General features: G+C 46.8%; 21 protein-coding genes. 17 read left to right on the top strand and 4 right to left on the bottom strand.

Annotated elements, in window-relative coordinates; translation table 11 throughout:
* Window positions 1–108: 108 nt before the first annotated feature.
* From NST38_RS18135 to NST38_RS18120, 4 genes are all read right to left on the bottom strand, one after another.
* On the bottom strand, window positions 109–387 hold the full coding sequence (locus tag NST38_RS18135) for a YxcD family protein (protein WP_017687903.1): 279 nt from the start codon (window positions 385–387) through the stop codon (window positions 109–111).
* 5 nt (window positions 388–392) lie between these two features.
* Entirely contained in the window at window positions 393–890 is a 498-nt protein-coding gene (locus NST38_RS18130; RefSeq protein ID WP_036613538.1) for a hypothetical protein, read from the bottom strand.
* Between the two features lie 98 nt (window positions 891–988).
* A complete protein-coding gene (locus NST38_RS18125; protein ID WP_036613540.1) occupies window positions 989–1,555 on the bottom strand; it encodes a PadR family transcriptional regulator in 567 nt (188 codons plus the stop codon).
* 173 nt (window positions 1,556–1,728) lie between these two features.
* Window positions 1,729–2,304, bottom strand: a complete 576-nt coding sequence (locus NST38_RS18120) for a beta-class carbonic anhydrase (protein ID WP_036613541.1) — start codon at window positions 2,302–2,304, stop codon at window positions 1,729–1,731.
* Between the two features lie 349 nt (window positions 2,305–2,653).
* On the opposite strand from NST38_RS18120, the gene NST38_RS18115 reads away from it, so the two are divergent.
* From NST38_RS18115 to NST38_RS18035, 17 genes are all read left to right on the top strand, one after another.
* The gene (locus NST38_RS18115) at window positions 2,654–4,168 is read left to right on the top strand and encodes a carboxypeptidase M32 (protein WP_036613543.1); all 1,515 of its coding nucleotides are present in this window, start codon (window positions 2,654–2,656) and stop codon (window positions 4,166–4,168) included.
* A gap of 159 nt (window positions 4,169–4,327) precedes the next feature.
* Complete coding sequence (locus tag NST38_RS18110; protein WP_076250153.1) at window positions 4,328–5,332, top strand: ABC transporter substrate-binding protein; 1,005 nt, start codon at window positions 4,328–4,330, stop codon at window positions 5,330–5,332.
* Window positions 5,333–5,361: 29 nt separating this feature from the next.
* Window positions 5,362–6,156, top strand: a complete 795-nt coding sequence (locus tag NST38_RS18105; RefSeq protein WP_047843426.1) for an ABC transporter ATP-binding protein — start codon at window positions 5,362–5,364, stop codon at window positions 6,154–6,156.
* A gap of 38 nt (window positions 6,157–6,194) precedes the next feature.
* Complete coding sequence (locus NST38_RS18100; RefSeq protein ID WP_370511416.1) at window positions 6,195–6,986, top strand: ABC transporter permease; 792 nt, start codon at window positions 6,195–6,197, stop codon at window positions 6,984–6,986.
* Window positions 6,987–7,334: 348 nt separating this feature from the next.
* Window positions 7,335–8,312: an aromatic acid exporter family protein gene (locus NST38_RS18095; protein WP_036613548.1), complete on the top strand. Its 978-nt coding sequence runs from the start codon at window positions 7,335–7,337 to the stop codon at window positions 8,310–8,312.
* Window positions 8,313–8,387: 75 nt separating this feature from the next.
* The gene (locus tag NST38_RS18090) at window positions 8,388–8,948 is read left to right on the top strand and encodes an outer spore coat protein CotE (RefSeq protein ID WP_017687912.1); all 561 of its coding nucleotides are present in this window, start codon (window positions 8,388–8,390) and stop codon (window positions 8,946–8,948) included.
* Between the two features lie 201 nt (window positions 8,949–9,149).
* A complete protein-coding gene (locus tag NST38_RS18085; protein ID WP_256719983.1) occupies window positions 9,150–10,400 on the top strand; it encodes a putative amidoligase domain-containing protein in 1,251 nt (416 codons plus the stop codon).
* A 207-nt stretch (window positions 10,401–10,607) separates the two neighbouring features.
* The gene (gene mutS / locus NST38_RS18080) at window positions 10,608–13,409 is read left to right on the top strand and encodes a DNA mismatch repair protein MutS (RefSeq protein ID WP_341344029.1); all 2,802 of its coding nucleotides are present in this window, start codon (window positions 10,608–10,610) and stop codon (window positions 13,407–13,409) included.
* 21 nt (window positions 13,410–13,430) lie between these two features.
* Window positions 13,431–15,659, top strand: coding sequence for a DNA mismatch repair endonuclease MutL (gene mutL, locus NST38_RS18075; RefSeq protein WP_076250156.1), 2,229 nt, complete (start codon window positions 13,431–13,433; stop codon window positions 15,657–15,659).
* Between the two features lie 17 nt (window positions 15,660–15,676).
* The gene (locus NST38_RS18070) at window positions 15,677–16,462 is read left to right on the top strand and encodes a class I SAM-dependent methyltransferase (protein ID WP_076250158.1); all 786 of its coding nucleotides are present in this window, start codon (window positions 15,677–15,679) and stop codon (window positions 16,460–16,462) included.
* Window positions 16,443–17,399 (top strand): tRNA (adenosine(37)-N6)-dimethylallyltransferase MiaA, encoded by a 957-nt coding sequence (miaA, locus tag NST38_RS18065; protein ID WP_076250160.1) that lies wholly within the window; start codon window positions 16,443–16,445, stop codon window positions 17,397–17,399. Before NST38_RS18070 ends, miaA begins: the two co-directional genes overlap by 20 nt.
* A gap of 373 nt (window positions 17,400–17,772) precedes the next feature.
* Window positions 17,773–18,015, top strand: coding sequence for an RNA chaperone Hfq (gene hfq / locus NST38_RS18060; RefSeq protein WP_017687918.1), 243 nt, complete (start codon window positions 17,773–17,775; stop codon window positions 18,013–18,015).
* Window positions 18,016–18,185: 170 nt separating this feature from the next.
* The gene (locus NST38_RS18055) at window positions 18,186–20,846 is read left to right on the top strand and encodes a PBP1A family penicillin-binding protein (protein WP_076250162.1); all 2,661 of its coding nucleotides are present in this window, start codon (window positions 18,186–18,188) and stop codon (window positions 20,844–20,846) included.
* Between the two features lie 288 nt (window positions 20,847–21,134).
* Window positions 21,135–21,698: a DUF402 domain-containing protein gene (locus NST38_RS18050; protein WP_036672757.1), complete on the top strand. Its 564-nt coding sequence runs from the start codon at window positions 21,135–21,137 to the stop codon at window positions 21,696–21,698.
* Window positions 21,699–21,808: 110 nt separating this feature from the next.
* A complete protein-coding gene (locus NST38_RS18045; protein WP_076250164.1) occupies window positions 21,809–22,780 on the top strand; it encodes an AAA family ATPase in 972 nt (323 codons plus the stop codon).
* A gap of 124 nt (window positions 22,781–22,904) precedes the next feature.
* A complete protein-coding gene (gene hflX, locus NST38_RS18040; RefSeq protein ID WP_076250166.1) occupies window positions 22,905–24,191 on the top strand; it encodes a GTPase HflX in 1,287 nt (428 codons plus the stop codon).
* 83 nt (window positions 24,192–24,274) lie between these two features.
* A complete protein-coding gene (locus NST38_RS18035) occupies window positions 24,275–25,528 on the top strand; it encodes a methionine gamma-lyase family protein (RefSeq protein ID WP_076250168.1) in 1,254 nt (417 codons plus the stop codon).
* Window positions 25,529–25,556: the final 28 nt, after the last annotated feature.

Here is a 25,556-nt window from a genome sequence, read left to right as displayed (position 1 = left end):
ACGCACAAATAGAGCTACAAATACAGAAACAAAAAGACCGCCTTCCATCTCTGTCAGGCGACAGAGGGGAGGCGGTCTTTCGTATATCAGGCCAGTGATTGACCTATCTTATTGATTAACGATCGCTGTGATTTCTTCATCCAGATCAAGTCGCACATTTTCACGGTACGCCCGGATGTTGTATTCACTGTGCAGGTAACGAAGAATCGCTTCAATCATATTGGACTCGACCAGATATTGACTGCGTCCTTGGATCCAAACTTCAGCGGAATAACCTGTATCTTCTTCCCAGCTCAGTTCTACATTCACATCGGTTGGACGTACACCCTTACGTTCTGCCATATGAATACAGATTGCATTCACAATTTCATCCATGCTCAGAACCATAGAGATTAGTACCGTCCGTTTCTGTTACGGTCATCATCACGATCATTGCGACGGTCATAACGACCATCCGCTGCAGGTTTGCGACGATTGGAGATGGCTCTGAAGAGTGCCATAGCCAGCATAACAATCAACATAATTGCTGCAACGTTCACGAGCAATCCAAGGATGTTACCCAGAGCGCCCATGCCACCGAACAATCCGCCAAACATCATACCAGCAAGACCACCAAGCATCATGCCTTTCATGAATCCGCCGCCACCGCCGAAGAATCCGCCACGGTTCGTTGTAGCTGCTCCATTGCTGGAATTGTTATTCGTATTCGATTTGCTTACATTGCTGTCGGATTTCTTAGGTGTATTGCTATAACTTTTTGTACCGGACTTGAATCCGCCACCACGTCTTGCATCTGCAGAATCCGGATTCGTTACTCCCACTGTTGCGAACAATAATGTAAAGGCCATAAATACCATCATTAGATGTTTAACTCCGAATTTTTTCTTCATTGTAAAGATCGTAACCCCCCGATTAATTTGTTTGAATCGCCCAAAAATGGGCCTTACTCATGTAATACGGTCAACTTGCAGGAACGTTTCAAATTTTATTAAATTTCTGAAACGCTTGGACTTGGGTCTTGAATTGCAGCTTGGCCATCAAGCAATTGGGTAACCCAATGACACCATTCCAGGCCTGTTTGTGCGTGCATTAACCCTTTTTGTACCAGGATGTAGCTTCCAAAATCTCGGTTGCCTACACGAAGATTATCCTGAGGTATACGTGACTTCAGATCCTCGAAATAACGTATGCGTTCCATAAACCAGCTTTTACGCTCGTTAAGAATGCGTCTCATGCTTCCGTCTTCCGCTATGCCAACACACAAAATACGCAAATTAAATTCATCGCGTGTAACCGGTGCGGTAACAGGAGTAATCATCCATTCCAAGAGCTTTTCAATGCCTTTTTCCGTAACTGCGTACATTTTCTTGTCCGGTTTGTCAGACTGTTGTACCCAGCGGGAGGCCAATAACTCATCGTTTTCCATCTTGGACAGGAGTGGATAGATCTGGCTGTGTTTCGCCTGCCAATGTGGCTGGATTTTCAGCATCAGATCATAGCCCGATGACTCCTCGCGGGTAAGCAGCCCGAGTAATCCGTAGGAAAGTATGTTCATGCACATGTCTCCTTAATATTAGGGCTAGGTCAGAGAGAACAATCGTTTTTACTTTCTTTGACCGCTTTCATAAAAAGTGTACACTGAAACTGTATGGTTTGACAACCTGACAGAACAACTGCCTTAATTTAGACAAAAAAAGTGCGAACCATAAGGTCCGCACTCCAAACCATTTAGAGAGATGCCTGTTGTCCATACCCCTCAGCGACAAGATCAAGTTCACCTGTAGCAGAATCGATAACCATGCCGTGGACGGGTACATTGGGAGGAAGTAAAGGATGTTTCTTGATCACTTCCACAGTATGTTTTACCCCTTCTTCGACGCTGTCAAACCCGCGCAACCATTTTTGCAAACGGATGCCAGAGTTCTCCAGAGTAGTCATGACTTCTTCCGATACACCACGCTCAACCATATGTCCAATCATGGTCTCAGCGTGAAGGGAAGCCATACCACATTCCGTATGCCCCACTACCAGGACTTCATCTGCACCCAGTTCATAGATGGCGACAAGTACACTACGCATTACACTCCCGAAAGGCTGAGAGATAATTGCACCTGCGTTTTTAATGATTTTCACATCGCCGTTTTTCAAGTTCATAGCCTTGGGCAGCAATTCCACCAGACGTGTATCCATACAAGTGATGATAACCATCTTTTTGGTTGGAAACTTGCCAGCCGTATACTTTTCGTATTCTTTAGTCTCGACAAATGATTTGTTGTAAGTCAAAATCTCTTGAATGTTGTTCATGTCCATTGCCTCCTGTTATCCAATACGACGAGCACGGCCACTTGCATATGATGCAGCTTGTCCTACACGCCTTTGCTTTAATAGTATTTCACGGTCAGCAGATGGAATTACTCCAACCCTTTAGAGGTTGTTCAAAAAGTCCACTTTTGATTACAAATCATGCCTGAGGGCATCATCAGCATCGAAGTTGAACGCCATTTCTATCTTCTCGGTAATGAAAACCAGACTTTTTGAACACGTATCTTTAGGAGAACAATGCAATTTTCATCTGTTAAAAGTTGATTATACGCAATGCAAAAAGTATCATCAATAGGGTATAACATTTTTTTTGAAGAGGTGAACGATAACAATGGATAAACAAACACAGGAACATTTGGAATCCTTCCGTAATCTGGCTCGTAAAATTAAGAGCTATCATGAAGCCATTGGTTTGCTTCACTGGGATCTGCGCACAGGTGCGCCGAAAAAAGGCGTTCCGACTCGCTCCGAGACGCTGGGTATGTTGTCCACCGAAGCATTCAAGCTGCAAACCTCGGCTGACATGAAGACTTACCTGGATGCATTAACGACTCCAGCAGTATCGGAACAGCTCGAAGATATAGATCGTCGTCTGGTTGAAGATTGCAAGAAAGAATATGATCGCAGTCAATCCGTACCACCTGAGAAAGTACAAGCATATACGGTGCTCACGGCCAAGTCCGAAACGGCATGGGAAGATGCCAAGCATAACAGTGATTTTGCTGGATTCTCACCTTATCTCACAGATATCGTTAAGCTCAAACAGGAGTTTATTGATTATTGGGGTGTGAAGGATACACGTTATGATACGCTGCTTGATATGTATGAACCGGATCTGACGGTTGAGAAAGTGGACGCTGTGTTCGCCCGCCTCAAAGCACGTTTGGTGCCTCTACAAGAGAAGATTAATGCTTCAGAAAACAAGCCAAATACAGAGTTCCTGAATCAGTTGTTTGACACCAAACAACAGGAAAAATTCAGTCTGTTCATCCTGGAACAAATGGGCTATGACTTTGAAGCTGGACGATTGGACGAGAGTGTTCATCCTTTTGCAACGGGTCTTAACCCGGGTGATGTGCGGATCACTACACATTATCTGCAAGATGATGTAGCAAGCGCAGTCTTCAGTTCACTGCATGAGGGTGGACATGCCCTGTACGAGCAAAATATTGATGACAGTCTGGCGGGTACCCTTCTTGCCGAAGGAACGTCCATGGGGATTCATGAGTCCCAGTCCCGTCTTTGGGAAAACATGATTGGTCGCAGCCTGCCATTCTGGACACGCTATTACAAAGATTTGCAGCAGCATTTCCCGCAACTGAGCGAGGTTGAACTGGAAGATTTCTATCGTGCAATCAACCGGGTAGAGAGTTCACTCATTCGGATTGAAGCGGATGAACTGACCTATAACCTGCATATTATTATCCGATATGAGATCGAGAAAATGTTATTCAACGATGGTCTGGAAGTGAAGGACCTGCCGGAGACCTGGAATGCAAAATACAAGGAATACCTCGGTATTATGCCAACGAATGATGGAGACGGTGTTCTTCAGGATGTTCACTGGTCCGGTGGTGACTTTGGTTACTTTGCTTCGTATTCTCTGGGTAATATGTATGCAGCTCAAATTCTACATACATTGCGCAAGGAAATGCCGGAGTTTGATACCCTCATTGCCGAAGGAAATCTGATTCCAATTAAGGAATGGCTTACAGACAAGATCTACCAGTATGGTAGAAGTCGCACACCTTCCGAATTGATTGTTGCCGTAACGGGTGAAGAATTGAACCCGGATTATCTGGCCGATTATCTGGAAGCCAAATATGCCGAGATTTACAAGCTGTAGATATCCCATATATAACATATTAAATAACATTTCGAAGAGCTGAAGAGTCGGGCATCATTGCCCGGCTCTTTTTTGCATTTAAGTTCTTAACCTTTTGTTGGGCATCGGCATATCCATAATAGAGAGAAACTGCTGAAACCAGTGAAGGAGGGAAACAACATGAAATACACGCCATGGTTCGTCCGGGGCATCGTTATTCTGCTGATTATCATTGTGGCGCTCACCAGCTGTAATAAGGAAGAGAATGAAGCCAAGATTACGATTGGCGAAGTGACTCGTTCGGTATTTTACGCACCGGAGTATGTGGCTGTGGCTCAAGGTTTTTTTGAAGAGCAGGGACTTGAGGTGGATATTCAAACGACTGCTGGTGGTGACAAAACGATGGCGGCATTACTCGCAGGTTCGGTGGATATCGCACTGGTAGGGGCGGAGACGTCCATATATGTCTATCAGCAGGGAGCGGAAGATGCGGTTATTAACTTTGCCCAGCTCACCCAGACGGATGGTACATTTCTGTTCGCTCGTAACACAGAAGGTAGCTTCGATTGGGAGCAACTGAGGGATTCCACATTTCTCGGTCAACGCAAAGGCGGCATGCCGCAAATGGCAGGGGAGTTCGCACTGAACAAACATGGCATTGATCCGCAAAGTGATCTGGAGCTGATTCAAAATGTGGACTTTGCCAACATTGCGTCTGCTTTCGCTTCAGGCACGGGAGATTATGTTCAACTGTTTGAACCCCAGGCATCCATCTTTGAACAAGAAGGTCGGGGTAAGGTTGTTGCATCGTTTGGCACAGAAGGTGGTCTTCTGCCTTACACCGTCTTCATGACGAAACAGAGTTATCTTAACGACAATAAGGATATCGTACAGAAGTTTACGAATGGTCTACACAAAGCGCAGGCATGGGTGGATTCCCATACGGCTGGAGAGATTGCTGAAGTCATTTCTCCTTTTTTCAAAGACATCGATCCAGCCATTTTGGTAAGCAGTGTGAACCGTTATAAGGAACAGGGCAGCTATGCAACGGATCCGATCATTGATGAGGAAGAGTGGAACAATCTGCTTGATGTCATGAGTGCCGCCGGAGAGTTGAAAGAACGTGTGGATTTGAATGCCATTGTGGATAATGCCCATGCGGAAGAAGCTACGAAATCAAAGTAATGGGGTATTCAGGAAAGGAAGTGAGCAGAATGCCTGAATCCGAGAGTGTGATCCGACTGGAGGGGATCTCTCAAGTATACGTCAGCGAGCGGGAAGCTTCCTTGGTGCTTGAGGACTTGAGTCTGGAGATCCAAAAAGGAGAGTTCGTCAGTCTGGTTGGACCGAGTGGATGCGGTAAAACGACATTGTTGTCGATCATCGCCGGGCTGCTCACACCCACCCGAGGAGAGGTTAAGGTTAAAGGTAAACTCGTTGGCGGCCCCTCAGCACAGATTGGTTATATGCTTCAACAGGACTATCTGTTTCCGTGGCGGACCATTCTGGATAATGCATTAATCGGTCTTGAACTGACAGGCAGACTGGATGAACGGAGCCGTGAGCGTGTACGGGAACTGCTGGTAAGTATGGGATTGGCCGGAACGGAGAATCAGTACCCTTCAGAGCTTTCAGGAGGCATGAGACAGCGAGTAGCCCTGGTGCGCACGCTGGCAACCGATCCGGGGATTTTATTGTTGGATGAACCATTCTCAGCACTTGATTATCAAACCAAGCTGCAATTGGAGGATCTGGTCTCGGACACGTTAAAACAGTTTGGCAAAACATCTGTTCTCGTCACCCATGATTTGTCTGAAGCCATTGCGGTCAGTGACCGCGTCATTGTACTGGATCGCAATCCGGGCCGCATCCGTCGTGAATTTATCATTCCCGATGGAATTCGTAAATCTCAGCCGTTTCATGCCAGGGAGCAAGAAGGATTTAATGCGTTGTTTCAGGCATTGTGGAGTGAACTGGATCAGTCCGGGGGAGGTGAGGAAGACGCGTGAATCCAATGAATCCGAAGCAGGAAAAGCGTGACGAATGGATGGGGCAGCTGCATCGGAATCATATTCAGCAGGTGGCCAGATGGCGACACCAAGTGCTTGCCGTACAGTTATCTATGCTAGTATGTATGTTTTTGCTATGGGAAGTGGCAGGCAGACTCCGTTGGATTGATGTACTGTTATTCAGTTATCCGAGTAAGGTTTTTGCCCAGATTGGCAAGGACATCGCTAGTGGCGAGTTGTGGGCACATGTTGGGGTAACCGTAGGGGAAACGGCGGTTGGTTTTTTACTGGGAACACTGGTGGGAACCTTGCTTGCGGTTTTAATTTGGTGGTCTCCTTTTTTGTCAAAAGTGTTGGACCCCTATATGGTTGTGTTCAACAGTATGCCAAAGGTAGCACTTGGCCCGATCTTTATTGTGATGTTCGGCGCGGGTTTTACAGCGATTGTTATGACCACATTGTCTATCACGGTCATTATCACGACACTGGTGGTGTATAACAGCTTCAATGAAGTGGATCCCAATTATATTAAAGTCATTCGTACGTTTGGTGGAGACCGTTCCGAGATTTTTACAAAAGTTGTATTACCTGCTTCTTTTCCGGCGATTGTATCCACTTTGAAAGTGAACGTTGGCATGGCTTGGGTGGGTGTAATTGTGGGTGAGTTTCTTGTCGCCAAACAAGGGCTCGGTTATCTCATTATCTACGGATTCCAGGTATTCAACTTCACACTTGTATTATCAAGTCTGTTAATTATTGCTGCAGTTGCAACAGCCATGTACCAACTTGTTGTCTATGCAGAACGCAAAATGCTGGCTGGCCGCAGGTGATTCTGAAGTGTTTTACTCGTAATGTGACCGGGTATGATATGTATACAATTTCACAAGGGGTGTCACGTTGCCCGATACCGTAAAATCAAGTACCATATTTAGTATGATTATTCCGCGCAGATCCGGAATGAATGCGATGATTGGAGAAGAGGGCCTTGAGGTTCTGTCGCAACGATCTAACTTGCCAGCGTCCCTCATTCGGGGCGTGTTGCTGTGACCGGCATGCATGCGCATGTCGGTTGATGTCGTCTAGTTTACTTTTGGATGAGACATACTAGTCATGATAAATGAATGAGGCGACGAGCTGGCTAAGAATTTTTTTGCAGCTTAGAGGAGATGGAATGTTAAATGGGTTTTAGGGTAATTAAAACTGCAATCGCCGCATTAATGGCTGTATTGATTGCAGACTGGTGTCGCTTGCCGGGACCAACATCAGCGGGATTGCTTGCCATTCTTGGTGTGGATGTAACGAGAAAACGAAGTATTCGCACCATATCGGCGCGGTTCTTTGCTTCCGTAGTTGGACTTTTATTTGCAAGTGTACTTTTTCACTTTCTAGGCTTCCATTATTGGGTGCTGGCGGTATACATATTGATCGCATTCCCGGCTATTGTCCGGGTAGGATTTAAAGAAGGCATTGTTACAGGTTCTGTTGTGGTGTTTCGGGTGTTCGGCGGCGGGGAGATGGACGTGCATGTCGTCCTCGTACAAATTGCTTTGTTGTTAATTGGTCTTGGTTCCGCAATGGCGGTTAACCTGGCCTATATGCCGGCAGCAGATCCACAGATGCTGCGCATTCGCAAACGAATCGATGAACTCTTCTCGAAGATTTTCAAGGAATTTGCGGCCACGCTGCGTAATCCCAATGAAGCATGGGCGGGGAGAGAGCTGATTGAAGCAGATAAAGCGATACTTGGCGGTATTGATGCTGCCAAACGTTCTCTGGAGAATCAGGTGATTCATCCGAATGAGGAATGGAGCGTCTACTTCTATATGCGCAAAACGCAGTTGGACTCCATCCAGCACATGATGCATCTCGTGTCCCAGATCTATCAGAAGATGCCACATGCGGAGATGGTATCGGAGCTGTTCGATCAGCTTAGTCAGGACGTACTCACTGAATCCTACACGGGACGAACTGAAAAACTTCTTGCAGATGTGCAAGAAGAATTCAAACGTATGGAGCTGCCGGATACAAGGGAAGAATTCGAGATTCGTTCTGCAATTCTCCAGCTGTGCCGCGAACTCGCGCTGTATCTGAAAGTCGCGAAGAAGGACAAAGCACCGTCCCCAATCTCGGACCGGTCCCAATCTACAAACGAATAATAGAAAATAGTTGTCACCCTAGACGAATGCCCTGCATACACTTGTAGTGAATGATTGTATGGAGGAGGTTTAAAGATGTCATTGAGTCATAAACATCAATGTAGAGAGATTATCACGAAGGCGATCTGCGGCAAAGGTCGTAAGTTCTCTACCGTAACACATACCGTGACTCCGCCAAATGGTCCGACAAGTATTTTGGGGGCTTGGATTATCAACCACCAATATGAAGCCGTATCAGCGGGTGACGGAATTGAAGTTATTGGTACTTACGATATCAACATTTGGTATTCCTACGACAAGAACTCTCAGACGGATGTAGCCAAAGAAACGGTCTCGTATGTAGAACATGTGCCTTTGTCCTATCTGGACCCGAAACACCGGACTTCCACAGTGGAGGTATCTGCGGATGCAACGCAGGAACCTAGCTGTGTGGAAGCCACAGTATCAGCAGGTGGAAGCAGTGTAATTATCCGGGTAGAACGGGAATTCGCTGTGGAACTCGTTGCCGAAACCAAAGTTTGTGTGAAGGTCTGCACAGATGGTTGCGGTGACTACGAAGACAAGGACTATGACTTTGGCAGTGCCGATGGAGATTATGACGATCTCGATCCCGATCTGCTCGACGATGAGCTGTGAGTTTGACGCCTGTATTTGATAACCTAAGGTATCATATGCGCCAGAAGGCGCGGTGAAGAGGGCGTAAGCCCTCTTTCTTCTTAAATATTAAAAAATGTGTGGTAACGAGCCTCGCAATGTGCCTGGAATACCTTTCACGGGAAGGCTCCGCATTGCGGGGTTATTTTTATTTTAGTTGCATGATCCGGGAGGGGGGACGTAATGAATGTGATGGAACAAGCGGAGGAAGCGCTGCGCCGATATGAAAGGATGACTTCTGGAGAACGTGCAGAACGGTTGAAACAGGCAGGTATTGAAGTATTGTCACTGCACGATCGGCGCAAACGTGAACCAGGCTTGCGTGTACGCTATGACGTAGAGATAAGCTGTCTGCAGGCGATCCGGATCAAACGCAAGGATACTAGTGGCATGGGAGGGGCACAGGAAACTCTGTTGGAGCGTGAAGCGAGTTCAACCTTGTTCAAGCGCATAGAACGACTTGCGATCAAAACGCTGTATACGCTAGGGCTGGATCATGGAGCTGTTCGAATGGAATCCTCAGGGAATGGCGGCTGTGCAGTGATTTCGATCGACCCGTGTCCCTGGAAAGGGGTGACCAACCTTGCTGCTACCTATAGGGAAAGCTGGAAGCAGCATCAGGAACTGCTGGATGAGGAAGTAAGTCACAGACCTATTCCAATACTCGGCATGGACCCGGAGTTTCTTCTGGTGCAGATGCCGGAATCCAAAATCGTACCCGCCTCCAGATTTCTTGAACGTACAGGAATGGCAGGCTGTGATTCCGTCACGATTGGTGGACGGCGCATATATCCGGTTGCCGAACTGCGACCGGCTCCCAGCTCCGAACCACGAGAACTGCTGGCTCATCTGATGAGGGCATTCGCAGCCGCTTCCCGCAGCATTAGTGATCACTCACTCATCTGGCAGGCAGGCGGGATGCCACAGCGTGGGTTACCTCTAGGCGGTCATATTCATTTTAGCGGGATGAATCTTACCGGGGAACTGCTTCGTGCACTGGACAATTATCTGGCATTGCCACTGGCATTTCTGCAAGACCCACGTGGATCGGGAAGACGACCCCGTTATGGAGCACTTGGTGATTTTCGCCTGAAATCCTATGGTGGGTTTGAGTATCGTACGTTACCCAGCTTTCTTGTATCGCCCCTTGTTGCAAAAGGTGTTGTGGCCTTGGCAGGTCTGATCGCGAGCGGGTATACTCAATTACGGCAGCGTCCGTTAGCGAAAGCTGAGGTCCATACGGCTTTTTATGAAGGAAAGCGCGAAGTGATTAAGGATCACATCCCAGCACTCGTAGATGATCTGAAGAGGTTGGATGGATATGCACGTTATGAACGGTATGCGTCTCCGTTAATCCTTCAATTAAAACTGGGAAGAACTTGGGATGAGAGCCGCGATATTCGCAAACTCTGGAATATTCGGGCAGGTTCATGAAGTACGGACGTTTTTTTGATATAATAAGAAACAAGTCTTTTATGAGTAATAAGCTACTACGGAAGATATGGAGCAGCAACCTTTGAAGGAAGTGGCGATTAGCCAACACATAAGGCGGAGGCGCAAACACAGTGCCTGACCGTCTTATTGTCCTTCCAGGACGCGTTTCTTCCTGACATTATAGGAACGGGATGGAGGATATTCATCATGGCTCAGTATACGCCAATGATTCAACAATATTTGCAAGTGAAGGCCGAAGCACAAGATGCTTTTCTATTTTTTAGACTGGGTGACTTCTATGAATTGTTCTTCGAGGATGCGATTAATGCTTCCCGTGAACTTGAGATCACGCTGACCGCACGCAACGGAGGCACGGATGACAAAATTCCGATGTGCGGTGTACCTTATCATTCGGCTGACAATTACATACAGCGTCTGATTGAAAAAGGATATAAAGTTGCAATTTGTGAGCAGATGGAAGATGCAAGTGTAACCAAAGGCATGGTACGACGTGAAATTGTACGTGTGGTTACACCGGGAACGGTAATGGAAGGCAAGACACTCGGTGACAAGTCCAACAACTACATGGTGTGTCTTACAGGTAATCAAAATACGCTGGCGCTCGCGGCCTGTGATCTCTCAACGGGTGAGTTGTATGTGACATCCGTACCCTATTCCAAGGAATGGCTCAAGGATGAAATCGGCATCTACGAACCATCGGAGCTGGTGGGGGATGTAGCGCTGCTTGAAACGGTAGAAGCCGAGGCATCTCCAATCGGTCGCCCTGTGGTCTACACGTCGTGGACAAAAAATAAGGAGGATTTGGTCCGTCAGCAGTTTGGCGAGGCTGTCTGGGCAAGATTAGAGCCTGAACGTCAAGCGTGTATTGCACGTCTTTTCTCCTACCTGAGCGAGACACAGAAACGTTCTTTGGGACAATTAACACAAATCTCAACGTATGAGCCAGATCATTATATGATCTTGGACCCGTTTACCCGCCGGAACCTGGAATTGGTGGAAACCGTGCGTGAACGCTCCAAAAAAGGTTCATTACTCTGGTTGCTTGATCGGACCGAGACGTCCATGGGTGCAAGAATGCTGCGTCGCTGGGTCGATAAGCCATTGTTACAAAAAGGGAAGATCAATGAGCGTCTGGAAGCGGTAGATACGCTGTACAACCAGTTTATATTGCGTGAAGACCTGCGGGCAGAACTCAAAGACATCTATGATCTGGAGCGTTTGGTAGGCCGGATTGCGTTTGGTAATGCGAATGGTCGTGACCTGAATGCGCTCAAGTCATCGCTGGAGAAAATTCCAGGACTTCGTCAGCATTGCGCAGGATCATCTTCCGCAACATTGCAGCATATTGCCGAAACGATGGATGATTGCAATGATCTGCGTGAAGCTATCGGGCAAGCCATTGTGGACGAGCCGCCGGTATCGGTAAGGGACGGAGGTCTGATTCGTGAAGGGTACCATGAACGTCTGGATGAATTGCGTGAGGCTTCAGTTAACGGGAAACAGTGGATTGCGGAGCTGGAAGCGCGAGAGCGTGAGGCGACAGGCATTCGATCGCTGAAGATTGGATATAACAAAGTATTTGGTTATTATATCGAGATCACCAAGTCCAATCTGTCCGCGTTGCCAGAAGGACGTTATGAACGTAAACAGACACTTGCCAATGCAGAACGTTACATTACGCCGGAGTTGAAGGAAAAAGAGACGCTGATTCTCGAAGCTCAGGACAAAATGGTTGATATTGAGTATGGGCTGTTCGCAGAGCTGCGCGAGCGGCTGAACAAAGAGATTGCAAGATTGCAGAAGCTGGCTGAACAGGTAGCGGAAATTGATGTGTATCAATCTTTTGCGGTGATCAGTGCTGAGCGCAACTTTGTACGGCCCACGTTGACCGACGGTTATGATCTGGTTGTGGAAGAAGGACGCCATCCGGTCGTTGAGGCGGTCATGCGAGATGGCGCATTTATTGCCAATCACACGGCAATGACCAAGGAAGAGGCACGTATTCTGCTGATTACTGGACCAAATATGGCTGGTAAGAGTACGTATATGCGACAGGTCGCTTTAATCTCCATTTTGGCGCAAGTAGGTTGTTTTGTACCTGCGGGTCAGGCGGAAGTGCCGATTATGGATCGCATTTTCACACGGATCGGTGCCGCGGATGATCTCATTGGTGGACAAAGCACATTCATGGTGGAGATGGCCGACATTCAGGTCATGACGGACAAAGCCACACCACGTAGTCTGATTATTATAGATGAATTGGGACGGGGAACGTCGACCAGTGAAGGTATGGCGATTGCTCAGTCTGTTATTGAATATGTACATGATATTATCGGCTGTAAAGCCCTTGTATCAACTCATTTCCATGAGCTTGCTCATCTGGAGGAGAGTCTGGACAAGCTGGCCAACTACTCGATGGCGGTACAGGAGAGTGGTGACAAAGTTAATTTCCTGCGCAAATTGATTGCCGGGGCAGCCAGCAGCAGTTATGGTATCTATTGTGCACTTCTTGCAGGTCTGCCTGATAGCATTATTGAGCGGGCGAATGGACTGTTGCATGGGTTTGAACATGCGGCTGCTCAGGTAGCAGTGGGCAGTGAATATATCGGAAACGAGAAGCAGGAAGAAGGCTTGAAATTAAAAGGTGGAAAATTCCAGCACACGGATTCAGCACCATTGATCCGGGAACACGAGATTGAGGAGAGTGCAGAGTACACACCTTCCATTGAAGATTCGGTTGGGAAGCAACATGCCAAGAAATCAAACAGCAAAGGACAGTCCAGCGCAAACCATTCGGATGTGGTTCAACTGTCCATCTTTGGAGATGATGAGCCGAATGTGGCAACGAAACCGGATGTAGTTGCGGTGGATAAACCAGCGCGAGAATTCATCCGTACGATGAAAGATATCGATGTCATGAATATGACGCCTCTTCAGGCGATGCAGATATTGAATGATCTCAAATTGAAGGCACAGCAATTATCCTGAGTATAAGGGAGGGGAAAACCTGTGGCGAAAATACATGTGCTTGATGAACATATTGCCAACCAGATCGCGGCGGGTGAAGTGGTCGAACGGCCTGCTTCAGTTGTCAAAGAGCTGCTCGAAAACTCGGTGGATGCAGGCGCCACCAAGATTGAAGTGACGGTGGAAGAGGGCGGACTCCTCAGTATTCGTGTCAAAGACAATGGTACAGGTATTGAGCCAGAGGACATGGAAACCGCCTTTTATCGTCATGCGACCAGCAAAATAGCCCATGGCCGAGATCTGTTCCAGATCACAAGTCTTGGATTCCGCGGAGAAGCCTTGGCGAGTATTGCCGCCGTGTCCAAGGTAGAGGTATTATCCGCAAGTGATAGTGACGGGCGGGGGCGCCGCATCGTGATTGAAGGCGGGAACCTTCGCACTCATGAAGACGCAACCTCACCCCAAGGTACAGATTTTGCAGTGAGAGAACTATTTTACAATACACCTGCCAGACTCAAATATATGAAAACGATCCAGACGGAACTGGGACATATATCAGATGTCCTTTACCGGATGGCGATGTCTCATCCAAACATTTCGTTCCGACTGCGCCATAATGAGAATGTGTTGCTTCAGACGTTGGGCAACGGCGATCTGCTACAAGTGGTTGCAGCGATCTATGGGACAAGTGCTGCCAAAGCGATGCTTCCCATCCAGGGAGAAAGTCTGGATTACCGGGTGAGCGGGCTGATCAGCCTGCCAGAATGGACACGAGCGAATCGTAATGGTATGTCAACGATTGTTAATGGGAGATTTGTTCGCAATTACGGTCTCAATCAGGCGATTCTCAAAGCCTACCATACCTTGCTGCCGATCAATCGCTTCCCACTTGTCGTGGTGCAGTTGGAGATGCACCCCTCTCTTGTGGATGTGAACGTGCATCCGGCGAAGTTGGAGGTTCGCTTTAGCAAGGAACCAGAACTGTATGAATTTATAGAGACGACGTTGCGGGGTATACTCCGGCAGGAGGTATTAATTCCACAGGTCAAAAAACAGCAGATTCGACGTGGAGACGATAACTCCTTTATTCAGGAGCAATTCCTCTTTCCGCGTGGTCCGCTGAAAGATGCATCTGATGCAGAAGGATATGGTCAACAGGGTCCACTAGGGAAACCTACTGCTGCACCACTGAAGTTAACTACAGAAGATGATGATCTGGATTTGGATGCTCCGGCGGATGTGTCTACAGCACAGTTGGTATCTGAACAGGGTCACTCAGTGCCGTTGCCCGAAGCTCCACCTGAGGTTACACAGCCCCCGGAGCAGTTAGAAAGTTGGAACGGGGATATTTTGCAGAAGATTGCTAGTCATGGCGAGGGGCAGACATCCGCTGACGTGCAAGAAGGCACTAAGGATGTAAGTACAAGTTCAAATACAAGTTCTACCGAAACTGTTCCCAAATCTGATCTCTCTTCTCAAGATGGTGGGGATCGTGGAGCAACAGCAAAACCGTTAGCTGAAGGTAAACCAGCTACGTATCGCTCCGAATCCGTAAATTCACCGGTTAGGGAAGCTCGGTCAACCTACAACCCTTCTTCGATTGCAAGAGGGGAACGGACGTGGAAAACCTCAGGTCTGCCTGATGCCACTAAACTTGCTGCTGCCATTAAATCAGATGCATCCATGCCTGAATTTCCGGAGCTGAGTCTGATCGGACAGCATCATGGTACGTATTTGATTGCGCAAAATGACCAAGGTTTATATTTGATTGATCAGCATGCCGCTCATGAACGCGTGAATTATGAGTACTATTACGAGAAATTTGGTAACCCTGCCCAGGCCTCACAAGAGTTACTGCTGCCTATTACGCTCGAATTTACACCTTCGGAGACGGAAAAGCTGAAAACAAGGCTGGCCTGGTTCGAACAGGCGGGTGTATATTTGGAGCATTTCGGTGGACAGACGTTCCGTGTGCGCTCCCATCCGTTCTGGTTCCCCAAAGGGGACGAGAAAGACATTATCGAAGAAATGTCCGAATGGGTTCTTAGTGAACGCAGCATAGATGTAGCCAAGATGCGAGAAGCTGCATCCATTATGTGCTCCTGCAAAGCGTCCATTAAAGCGAACCAAAAGCTGACGGATCAGGAAGCAGAAGTGCTAATTCAGCGTCTGGGTTCATGTCGTCAGCCCTACACTTGTCCTCATGGGCGGCCGATTGTGATTTCATTTTCAACATATGATCTGGAAAAATTGTTCAAACGTGTTATGTAGCTATTTAGGAGGAATCTATGTATATTACAACCGGTGAAAAGGAAGCGGCTTTACTTGTGGAGCGGGCCCGAAACCTTGCTGAAACAACAGGGGGTACTTACGTGCGCCGTAATAAAATGTCTCTGCCCATGATGATTGAACACTATGAGGCGGAGGAGGTTCTGGTTGTACTCCAGGGTAAAGTGCGTCTATTTCGGAAGGATTCACCGTTGCTGGAGTTCCACCCCAGCATGGGATTTGTTCGTGCCAAACGTATATTGCGAGGAGAACCTGATCCACTGCTGGAGGCGGGGGCGGTGAATGAAGGGGATACCATCATCGATTGTACAGCCGGACTGGGCACGGATGCACTGGTGTTCTCGGTTGCAGTGGGCAAAAGTGGACGGGTGATTGCATGTGAGAGCTCTCTTCCGCTATATACACTATTAGTGGAGGGGATGTCTCAATATGAGACGATCAAGCCAGCGGTAAATGAAGCTTTCCGGCGTATTGAGCTGCGTCATGCGAATCATCTCGATTTGCTGCGTTCCATGCCGGATCGAAGCTGTGATACCGTATATTTTGACCCCATGTTCCGTGAACCGATGATGGATTCAAGTGCTATACAGCCCTTGCGAGATTATGCAAATGCTCACGCGCTGGATGAACAGAGCATTATGGAAGCGAAACGGGTTGCCCGTAAACGGGTAGTCATGAAAGAAAAGCGCGGCAGCGCGGAGTTTGACAGGCTCGGATTTGAAATACTTGATCGGGCGAATGCAAAAACCCTGTACGGAGTGATTAATGTTGAAAGTGGAAGTTAAACCAAAACCTAAACTGCTTGTGTTGGTTGGACCAACAGCAGTAGGCAAAACAAGAATGAGCATCGAGCTTGCCCAAGCTTTCAATTGTGAGATTATCTCAGGAGATTCGATGCAGGTATATCGTGAAATGGATATCGGAACTGCCAAGATTACCTCTGAAGAAATGAAGGGTGTACCCCATCATCTCATTGATATCCATGAACCGGAGTATCCGTATTCTGTGGCCGAGTTTCAGGAGAGTTGCACACGATTGATTAGTGAAATCCACGAACGCGGTAAAATGCCTTTTATTGTAGGGGGCACCGGTCTGTATGTGGAATCGGTATGTTACGGCTTTCAATTTTCCGATAGTGGTTCGGACGAAGCGTTCAGGGAGCAACAATTCAGCTATGCGGAGTTAAATGGAGCTCAAGCCCTTCATGATCGATTGAGGGAAGTTGATCCCGTTAGTGCGGATCGTCTGCATCCGAATGATCAACGGCGAATTGTACGTGCGCTTGAGATCCATCATCTCACAGGCGAGAAGTGGTCTGATCAGCTGGCAGTACAGAAGAAAGAGTCGCCTTATGACCTTCTTATTGTTGGTTTGACAATGGATCGGCAGAAGTTGTACGCCCGGGTAGAAGAGCGGATTGATCTGATGATCGAACAAGGTCTGGTGGATGAAGTGAAGTCCCTGTTGGAACGCGGAGTGGCCAGAGGTCATATTTCCATGCAAGGGCTGGGGTATAAGGAGATTGCAGCGTTCCTGCAAGGGGAAGTGAGTTGGGAAGCTGCGGTTGAGTGGTTGAAGAGGGATACACGTCGGTTTGCCAAACGGCAGCTTTCCTGGTTCCGCCATATGAAGGATATAGAATGGGTGGACATGACGGATACCCGGGATTTTGAAGGGAAATACAAGCAGATAAGTGAATTGATTACACAAAAATTTGATTGATTTAAGCGAATATTAGTATTCTTCTGACAGGCATCGATTAGGTCAAGATATGTAAACCTCTACCTTCTGGTCATCAAAAGGATAGAGGTTTTTACTTATCACTAGAACAGATGGTAGAGATTAAACATTCGCCAAACAACGAATAAATGTGCTTTAAAATGAAGAATTTGTCCCTCTTTTGCAAAACAGACAAGCGGTGTATAATGGATAAGTCTTCTATTTGTTCACCTCGCTAAGAATGGGGGTAAAATAGCAGACAAGGGGTTTTTGTGGATTATATGAAACTGTTCATGATATAATAGCACGAAAGCTACTCAGCGATATTGAATATTACTTGAACACGAATTCAAATGAACCAATGGGGGTACGGCTAATGAACAAGTCCATCAACATCCAAGATACGTTCTTGAACCAACTGCGGAAAGAAAATATTCCTGCTACGGTCTATCTGACCAACGGCTTCCAAATCCGCGGGACGATCAAGGCATTTGACAATTTTACGATCGTCATTGACAGCGACGGACGCCAGCAAATGGTCTACAAGCATGCCATCTCCACGTTCACGCCGCAACGCAGCGTATCGCTGATGCAGCAAGATAACAGCGGCGAAGCTTAAAAAAATTACGAAACCTTTTCACCAACCATTTCGTCTACAAGTATAGGTATTGAAACAGAGCAACCTGAATAAAGGGTTGTTCTTTTCATTCCGGGCAAAATATGTTTAATATATGCCTGAGCCTACAGACGATTAGAAATTATGCAACCGAAAGGGAGTCAGGAGGTAACATGCCAAACGATCCGTTGTCGAGGTCTAACAATCGCAACAACAATAACAAGTCACCCAAAAAAGCGAAGCCAAAGACCTCTAAAAAGAAAAAAATTACGGGTAAACGCGTTGGATGGACACTGTTTTTCACAATGGCAATCGCCATATTCTGTGCACTTGGCGGATATTTATTTATTATGGTGAGTGGTGAAAATCTGCTCAAAGCCAATAAGGACAAAACCACAATTAATGAAACTTCAAAAGTATATGATCGCAATGGCCAATTAATGGGGGAACTATCCATTCAGAAGCTGGAACCTGTCAAAGAAGATGATATTCCTGAGCTTGTGAAGCAAGCCTTTGTTGCAACGGAGGATAAGCGATTCTACGATCACCAAGGCGTGGATATCTGGTCCATTGGGCGTGCAGCGGTTAAGGATGTCATGGCTCGTTCCATGGTGGAAGGTGGTAGTACACTAACCCAACAGCTTGCCAAGAACATGTTCTTGTCCCGTGACAAAACGTTCTTCCGTAAAGCAACGGAAGTATCGATTGCCATGGCATTAGAGCGCAAGTACACAAAAGACGAAATTCTGACGATGTATCTGAACCGTATTTTCTTCGGTCATCAGCGTTACGGGATTAAAGCGGCATCTGAATTTTACTTTGGACAAAAAGATCTGAGTCAGTTGAAGTTGTGGCAAATTGCTACATTGGCGGCTATGCCGAAAGGGCCTTCTGCCTATAATCCGGTGAGCAATCCAAACGACTCAAAAGCACGTCGAGGTGTGGTATTGCAGTTGATGTATGAACAAGGCTACATTACCAAGGCGGAGATGGACGAAGCAAAAGAGATTAACTATAACTACAAGCGACCAGAGAAAGACAGGAAGTATCAAGGTTTTATAGATTATGTGCTCCGTGAAGCTGAACGAGTAACAGGTAAAACGGAAGATGATTTGAATATCGGCGGATACAAAATCTATACGACCATGGATGCTCAGGCTCAAACAGCCATGGAAACGGCCTTCACAGATGACAGTCTGTTCGAGGCAAGCAAAGATGATCAACAGGTCCAAGGCTCCATGGTTATCATGAACCATGAGAATGGTGGCCTCGTTGCCCTCTTGGGTGGACGGGATTATCAGACTAAAGGTTATAGCCGGGTAACGCAGAGTCGAAGACAACCAGGTTCAGCTTTTAAACCGATTGTGTCTTATGCACCGGCGCTTGAATCAGGAAATTACAGTGCCAACTCGTCGCTGAGTAATGCGAAGCAATGTTTTGGTAACTACTGTCCTGGTAACTTGCATGGATATTCTTCAACGATCAGTATGACGGAAGCCATTACGAAGTCGGAAAATATTCCTGCGGTTTGGCTGCTTGATAAAATAGGCGTTAACACAGGCATTAATTTTGCCAAGAGTGTAGGTATACAGCTGACAGATGAAGACAAAAACCTGGCGATTGCCCTCGGTGGTCTAAGCAAAGGTACAAATACACTGGAAATGGCGCAAGCCTATAGTGCATTTGCCAACCTCGGAGAATACCGACAAGCCTATGCGATTAAAGAAATCAAGGATAGCGCAGGCAAAACCACGTACAAACACGATAACTCGGACACAACGCGTGTCATGAGTGAGCAAAATGCGTATCAGCTTACACAGATGCTGCAGAACGTTGTTAATGACGGTACAGGGCGTTCAGCGCGTCTGGATCGTCCGGTAGCGGGTAAAACAGGAACTGTTCAAAGTGGAATCTCTGGCAACAGTGCCAACCGTGATGTATGGTTTGTTGGATACACACCGGAATGGACTGCCGCAGTCTGGATGGGCTATGACAATCCGGATGCCAATCATATGCTTAAGAACAGCAGTAAGCTGTCGGCAGCTTTCTTTGCCAAAGTCATGGGAGATGCTTTAAAAGGCGTTCCAGTGAAGCAATTCAAAGCACCAGCTGGAGGGCAGGCACCTCCGCCAGTAGAAGAACCAGAAAAGCCGGCTCTGTCCGTTAGTGGGCTGAGTGGATCATACGATCCAAATGCACAAACCGTCTCCCTGAGTTGGACTGGAACGGGTGACGCGAGTACGCAATATCGAATTTATCGGAAAGAAACATCTGAAGCCCAGTTCACTCATCTCATTGATGCAATAGGAGCGACCAATGCACAAGATTTAAGTGCGTTGCCTGGTCTAACCTATGAGTACTATGTGACAGCTTACGACTTGGCATCAGGACTTGAGACGGATCCTTCCAACACCATCTCCTTGATGATTGAAGCGCAGGAAGTGCCGCCAGAGGAACCTGATCCTGGTATAGACCCTGGAACAGAGATAGATCCTGAGCAGCCAGGTACGGAGAATCCGGACAATGGTACACCCGATAATGGCAACTCGAACGGTAATAACGGTAATGGAAATGAAAATGGCAACAACGGAAATGGTAATGGTAATAACGGAAACAATGGCAACGGTGGTAATAACGGCGGAAACGGTCAACCTGGGGAAGGAAATACGACCCCACCTGGTCAGGGCACAACAGATCCTGGCGGAAATGGTGAAGGTTCCGATGATGGGGGCGTAACAACGCCGGGCGAAGTTGTAACTCCGGACAGCGGAACAAGTGGGGATACTGGAGGGACAGATGCACCTGCAGATTCCCAAGCTGGAACCGGCGGCTAAGCCAATGGATCACTAAATAGCTATATTGAAAAAACTGCTTCCCGGAAACCGGTGAAGCAGTTTTTTGTGTTATACATAACCAACTGTAATGGAAGCTGATTTGATGAATAGGTGGGACAAAGCTTGATTTTGAGTGTAAACCTTAAATATGGTAAGCTGTAACTATTCGTAATACGTTGTGCAAGGGCGGGCCCAGAGCGCTGGAATCCATCAGGCGGACGTTATTACATTGTTCACCAATAACATCAGAGCAGGTCACGGACCTGTAGTCGGCAAAGAGGGGTTCGTATGAAACGGAAATTCGGGGATCGCGCGAACTGGCGCCGGATTACGAACCGACAATTCACATGCCGGTTCGTTCAATCCAAAATTTTCACAGGTTATATTACGTTGTACACCATACAGGATTTGAAAGAACCTCTGTGGAAAACTTATGGAGGCAGTACCTTCTGTATCGCAGATAAAGGTTATTCCTGGTTGCAATACTATCCGAAGGGAGAGCACTTTGTAGTTACAGCGATGTTTGACGATCAGGAACGGATTGTAGAGTGGTACATTGATACATGTCGTAGTCAGGGGATAACCGATCAGGGTGTTCCTTGGTTTGATGACCTGTATCTGGATGTCGTTGTATTGAAAGATGGGGAAGTATTTTTGCTGGATGAAGATGAGCTTGAAGATGCACTGTCACGAAAACATATTACAACGGGTGATTATGACTTGGCTAACAAGACGGCAAAGGAACTGCTGCATGCCATTGATGCACATGTATTCCCATACTTTCAGTTATCACTGAAGCATAGGCCAAGTTTGTTTGAGAACGGAGAGTTTCGAAAAAACATTCAGATTTGAGTCATCTACTTATCCGTAGAATTCTTCATGATCCTTCTAATATTGGAGCACCTGATAGAATACATTAATAATCAGGAGAGTTCAGCCCGATAAAATAGAGGTGATGGCGAATGAACGGACGGGTCATGGCTGCAGGAGAGCAACCAGGAGGCAGACCATCCAGACAAATTAATATTGTGTTGCGTAACCAGGAACCTCAGATGTTGGTCAAAGATGAAGCAACGGCAGTACAGGCAGCCAAGAGTATAACCAAACATGCGCACTTCCAGGAGATACAGGGTGAATTGGAGCAACTGGTTGGACTTGAAAATATCAAAGACTTGGTGTTTGAGATCTATGCTTTTCTACAGATTGCTCAGATGCGTACCGAAGCAGGCTTAATTAGTGGTGCGCACGTGTATCATATGATCTTCAAAGGTAATCCGGGAACCGGTAAGACCACCGTGGCGAGGATCGTTGCCAAACTCTTTCAGAAGATGGGTGTGTTAAGTAAAGGTCATCTTATTGAAGTAGAGCGTGCGGATCTGGTTGGAGAATATATAGGTCACACGGCGCAGAAAACAAGAGATCTGGTTAAGAAGGCACTCGGTGGGATATTGTTCATTGATGAAGCCTACAGTTTGGCCCGCGGGGGAGAGAAGGATTTTGGCAAGGAAGCTATTGATACGCTTGTTAAGTCCATGGAAGATAACAAAAATCAGTTTATACTGATTCTTGCTGGGTATTCGGAAGAAATTGATTTTTTTCTCCAGACCAATCCCGGATTACCTTCCCGCTTTCCCATTCAAGTGGAGTTTCCAGACTATAGCATTGATCAGTTGATTCAAATCTCTGAGATTATGGCCAAAGAGCGTGATTATATTCTAATGCCACAGACCATACTCAAGCTAAAGCAGCATTTGCTTCAGGAGAAAAATGATTCGCTGCATGCGTTCAGTAACGCCAGATACGTTCGTAATGCCATTGAGCGTTCGATCAGGCATCAGGCAGTTCGTTTGTTGGAACAATACTCGGAAGGCAGTCCAGGAAAACTGGAGCTGATGACAATCCGTACAGAGGATTTGAACTTTGAGCGAAAGTAAGCGATAATATAGTTTTTACACCAGCCGGCCGGGCCAACCGGTTCGGCTTAAGGCATGCCATGGCATATTCGTGGCAATGTATATCAACGGATTAATTTAGTAATTAGAGGGAGTGAACATATACATGACAAATGGCACGCATGATACAGATATGGTCAAAAAAGATCGCGCCGTCTTGGTGAGTCTTGTTACGGATGATGTAAAACGCACAGGTATCAACCCTGAGTACTCTTTAGAGGAACTGGTGAAACTTGCCGAGACAGCTGGAGTGGAAGTGCTAAGTGTACTTTCTCAGAACAGGGAAAAACGTGATACCAAATGGTTCATTGGTAAAGGTAAGGTGGAAGAGCTCCGTGCGATTGCAGAGGAACTGGGAGCAACTACAGCTATATTTGATCAGGAATTGTCAGGTGCACAGGTTCGTAATCTGGAAGAAACCCTCGATCTCAAAATTATTGACCGTACCCAATTGATTTTGGACATCTTTGCACAACGGGCAAACACTAGAGAAGGTATTATTCAAGTGGAATTGGCTCAACATAGCTATTTGCTGCCACGGTTGTCGGGTCATGGCAAGAACCTGTCCAGACTCGGGGGCGGAATCGGAACAAGAGGTCCAGGTGAAAGCAAACTGGAGACAGACCGCCGTCATATTCGTGGTCGTATCGATGATCTGAAACGTCATCTGGAAGAATTGACACGTCATCGTAAGTTGCATCGTGAACGCCGTAAAAAGACAGGTATTGTTCAGGTGGCCCTTGTTGGTTATACCAATGCTGGCAAATCAACTTTGCTCAAGCAGTTGACGGCTGCAGATGTGTATATTCAAGATCAGCTATTCGCAACATTGGATCCTACATCACGTACGATGGAACTTCCAAGTGGAAAAGAAATCGTACTTACCGACACGGTTGGATTTATTCAAAATCTACCGCATGATCTGATTGCAGCATTCCGGGCAACGTTGGAGGAAGTGAATGAAGCAGACCTGATCCTGCATGTTGTGGACGCCTCATCAGCTATGCGTGAAGATCAGATGCGGACGGTTAATACGATTCTGCAAGAACTTGGTTCAGGGGACAAGCCGCAGTTAGTCCTGTATAACAAAAAAGATGCGTGCACAGCAGAGCAGCTTGAGATGCTTCCATTGGATAAAGACCATATTAAAGTAAGCGCATTAGACTCGGAGGATCTGCTTAAAATCCGTGAATTCATTCAGACAGAGCTGACAGGTGATACGAAGCGCTTCCGTATTCCGGCAGAACGTGGTGATCTTACGTCGGTACTCTATAAAATTGGTGATGTAGTGGATACCAGCTTTGAAGAGAGTGATGTGATTTATGAAGTTGAATTGCAAAAAGGTGAATATGAGAAATTTGGTTATATGCTTGAAGAATTCATTGAATTGTAATATTCATGACATATTGATGTGATAAGTTACACGATAATGGATATTCGACGTCAGATTCGTGCTATGAAGGGGAATGAAGTAAGATGGTAAGCTTTGATTCAGAAATATCTGAACTTCAACGTCAAGTGGAGCGTCAGATTGAAGGACAACTGCAACAGATTGATCGGATCACAGATCACAATCAATGGAAGGTGATTAATGCTTTCCAACAGCGAAAAGTAAGTGATTTTCACTTTGCAGGTTCAACAGGTTATGCCTATAACGATCGTGGGCGTGAAGTGCTTGATGAAGTATATGCTGATGTATTCGGCGCGGAAGCCGCGTTGGTGCGTCCTCATTTTGCTTCAGGTACTCATACGATTAGTACAGCTCTCTTTGGAGTTTTGCGTCCAGGTGACGAATTATTGTACATCACGGGTAAGCCTTACGACACATTGCATAAAGTTATTGGCAAACCCGGTGATGGTACAGGTTCGTTACGCGATTTTGGCATCGGTTACCGTGAGACGGCCTTAACTGATGAAGGTGGAGTGGACTGGGCAGCAGTTGAAAAAAGCATTACACCGGCTACAAAAGTCATTGGGATTCAACGTTCACGTGGTTATGACTGGCGCTCATCCTTCTGTGTTGCTGAGATTGCTGACATGGTTACGCGTGTTAAAGAGCTTAAGGAAGATGTCATCGTATTCGTAGACAATTGTTACGGTGAATTCACGGAGGAACGTGAACCGACAGAAGTCGGAGTTGATCTGATGGCCGGATCACTGATCAAGAATCCTGGTGGAGGCATTGCGGAAACCGGTGGATACATATGTGGGAAGGAACAATACGTACAGCTGGCAGCTTATCGTCTAACAGCCCCTGGAATTGGGGGAGAGGTTGGAGCAATGCTGGGGACAACACGTGGCATCTACCAAGGACTTTACATGGCACCGACAATTGTAGGACAAGCTATCAAAGGAAGTACGTTTGCTGCTGCGATGTTTGCTGAATCCGGATTTGTAACCAAACCCGCCTGGAATGAAGCTCGCACAGATCTGATCCAAGCTGTTAAGTTTAGCTCTGCCGAGCATCTGATCGCCTTCGTGCAGGGGATTCAGCGTGCAGCAGCTGTGGATAGCCATGTGGTTCCTGAACCGTGGGATATGCCTGGTTATGAGCACCCTGTCATTATGGCGGCAGGTACGTTCATTCAGGGTGGAAGTCTGGAATTATCAGCCGACGCGCCTATTCGGGAGCCGTATATCGGGTATATGCAAGGCGGATTAACGTACTCTCATGTCAAATATGGCGTTTTAATGGCGTTACAGACTATGAAAGATCGTAAATTATTGTGAGTTTATCTAACACGTCATTGACACTTGG

This window comes from Paenibacillus sp. FSL H8-0104, from assembly GCF_038050215.1.
Taxonomy (GTDB): domain Bacteria; phylum Bacillota; class Bacilli; order Paenibacillales; family Paenibacillaceae; genus Paenibacillus; species Paenibacillus amylolyticus.
This window is presented reverse-complemented; position numbering and strand designations above follow the sequence as displayed.

Bases quoted from the DNA above. Each gene is read 5' to 3' on its own strand.
- NST38_RS18045 (WP_076250164.1), top strand. From the start codon at position 21,809: ATGAACGGACGGGTCATGGCTGCAGGAGAGCAACCAGGAGGCAGACCA.
- NST38_RS18135 (WP_017687903.1), bottom strand. From the start codon at position 387: ATGGTTCTGAGCATGGATGAAATTGTGAATGCAATCTGTATTCATATG.
- NST38_RS18085 (WP_256719983.1), top strand. From the start codon at position 9,150: ATGAATGTGATGGAACAAGCGGAGGAAGCGCTGCGCCGATATGAAAGG.
- hfq (WP_017687918.1), top strand. From the start codon at position 17,773: ATGAACAAGTCCATCAACATCCAAGATACGTTCTTGAACCAACTGCGG.
- NST38_RS18055 (WP_076250162.1), top strand. From the start codon at position 18,186: ATGCCAAACGATCCGTTGTCGAGGTCTAACAATCGCAACAACAATAAC.
- NST38_RS18130 (WP_036613538.1), bottom strand. From the start codon at position 890: ATGAAGAAAAAATTCGGAGTTAAACATCTAATGATGGTATTTATGGCC.
- NST38_RS18110 (WP_076250153.1), top strand. From the start codon at position 4,328: ATGAAATACACGCCATGGTTCGTCCGGGGCATCGTTATTCTGCTGATT.
- NST38_RS18125 (WP_036613540.1), bottom strand. From the start codon at position 1,555: ATGAACATACTTTCCTACGGATTACTCGGGCTGCTTACCCGCGAGGAG.
- NST38_RS18070 (WP_076250158.1), top strand. From the start codon at position 15,677: ATGTATATTACAACCGGTGAAAAGGAAGCGGCTTTACTTGTGGAGCGG.
- NST38_RS18105 (WP_047843426.1), top strand. From the start codon at position 5,362: ATGCCTGAATCCGAGAGTGTGATCCGACTGGAGGGGATCTCTCAAGTA.
- NST38_RS18115 (WP_036613543.1), top strand. From the start codon at position 2,654: ATGGATAAACAAACACAGGAACATTTGGAATCCTTCCGTAATCTGGCT.
- NST38_RS18035 (WP_076250168.1), top strand. From the start codon at position 24,275: ATGGTAAGCTTTGATTCAGAAATATCTGAACTTCAACGTCAAGTGGAG.
- mutS (WP_341344029.1), top strand. From the start codon at position 10,608: ATGGCTCAGTATACGCCAATGATTCAACAATATTTGCAAGTGAAGGCC.
- NST38_RS18090 (WP_017687912.1), top strand. From the start codon at position 8,388: ATGTCATTGAGTCATAAACATCAATGTAGAGAGATTATCACGAAGGCG.
- NST38_RS18120 (WP_036613541.1), bottom strand. From the start codon at position 2,304: ATGAACAACATTCAAGAGATTTTGACTTACAACAAATCATTTGTCGAG.
- miaA (WP_076250160.1), top strand. From the start codon at position 16,443: ATGTTGAAAGTGGAAGTTAAACCAAAACCTAAACTGCTTGTGTTGGTT.
- hflX (WP_076250166.1), top strand. From the start codon at position 22,905: ATGACAAATGGCACGCATGATACAGATATGGTCAAAAAAGATCGCGCC.
- NST38_RS18050 (WP_036672757.1), top strand. From the start codon at position 21,135: ATGAAACGGAAATTCGGGGATCGCGCGAACTGGCGCCGGATTACGAAC.
- NST38_RS18095 (WP_036613548.1), top strand. From the start codon at position 7,335: ATGGGTTTTAGGGTAATTAAAACTGCAATCGCCGCATTAATGGCTGTA.
- NST38_RS18100 (WP_370511416.1), top strand. From the start codon at position 6,195: ATGGGGCAGCTGCATCGGAATCATATTCAGCAGGTGGCCAGATGGCGA.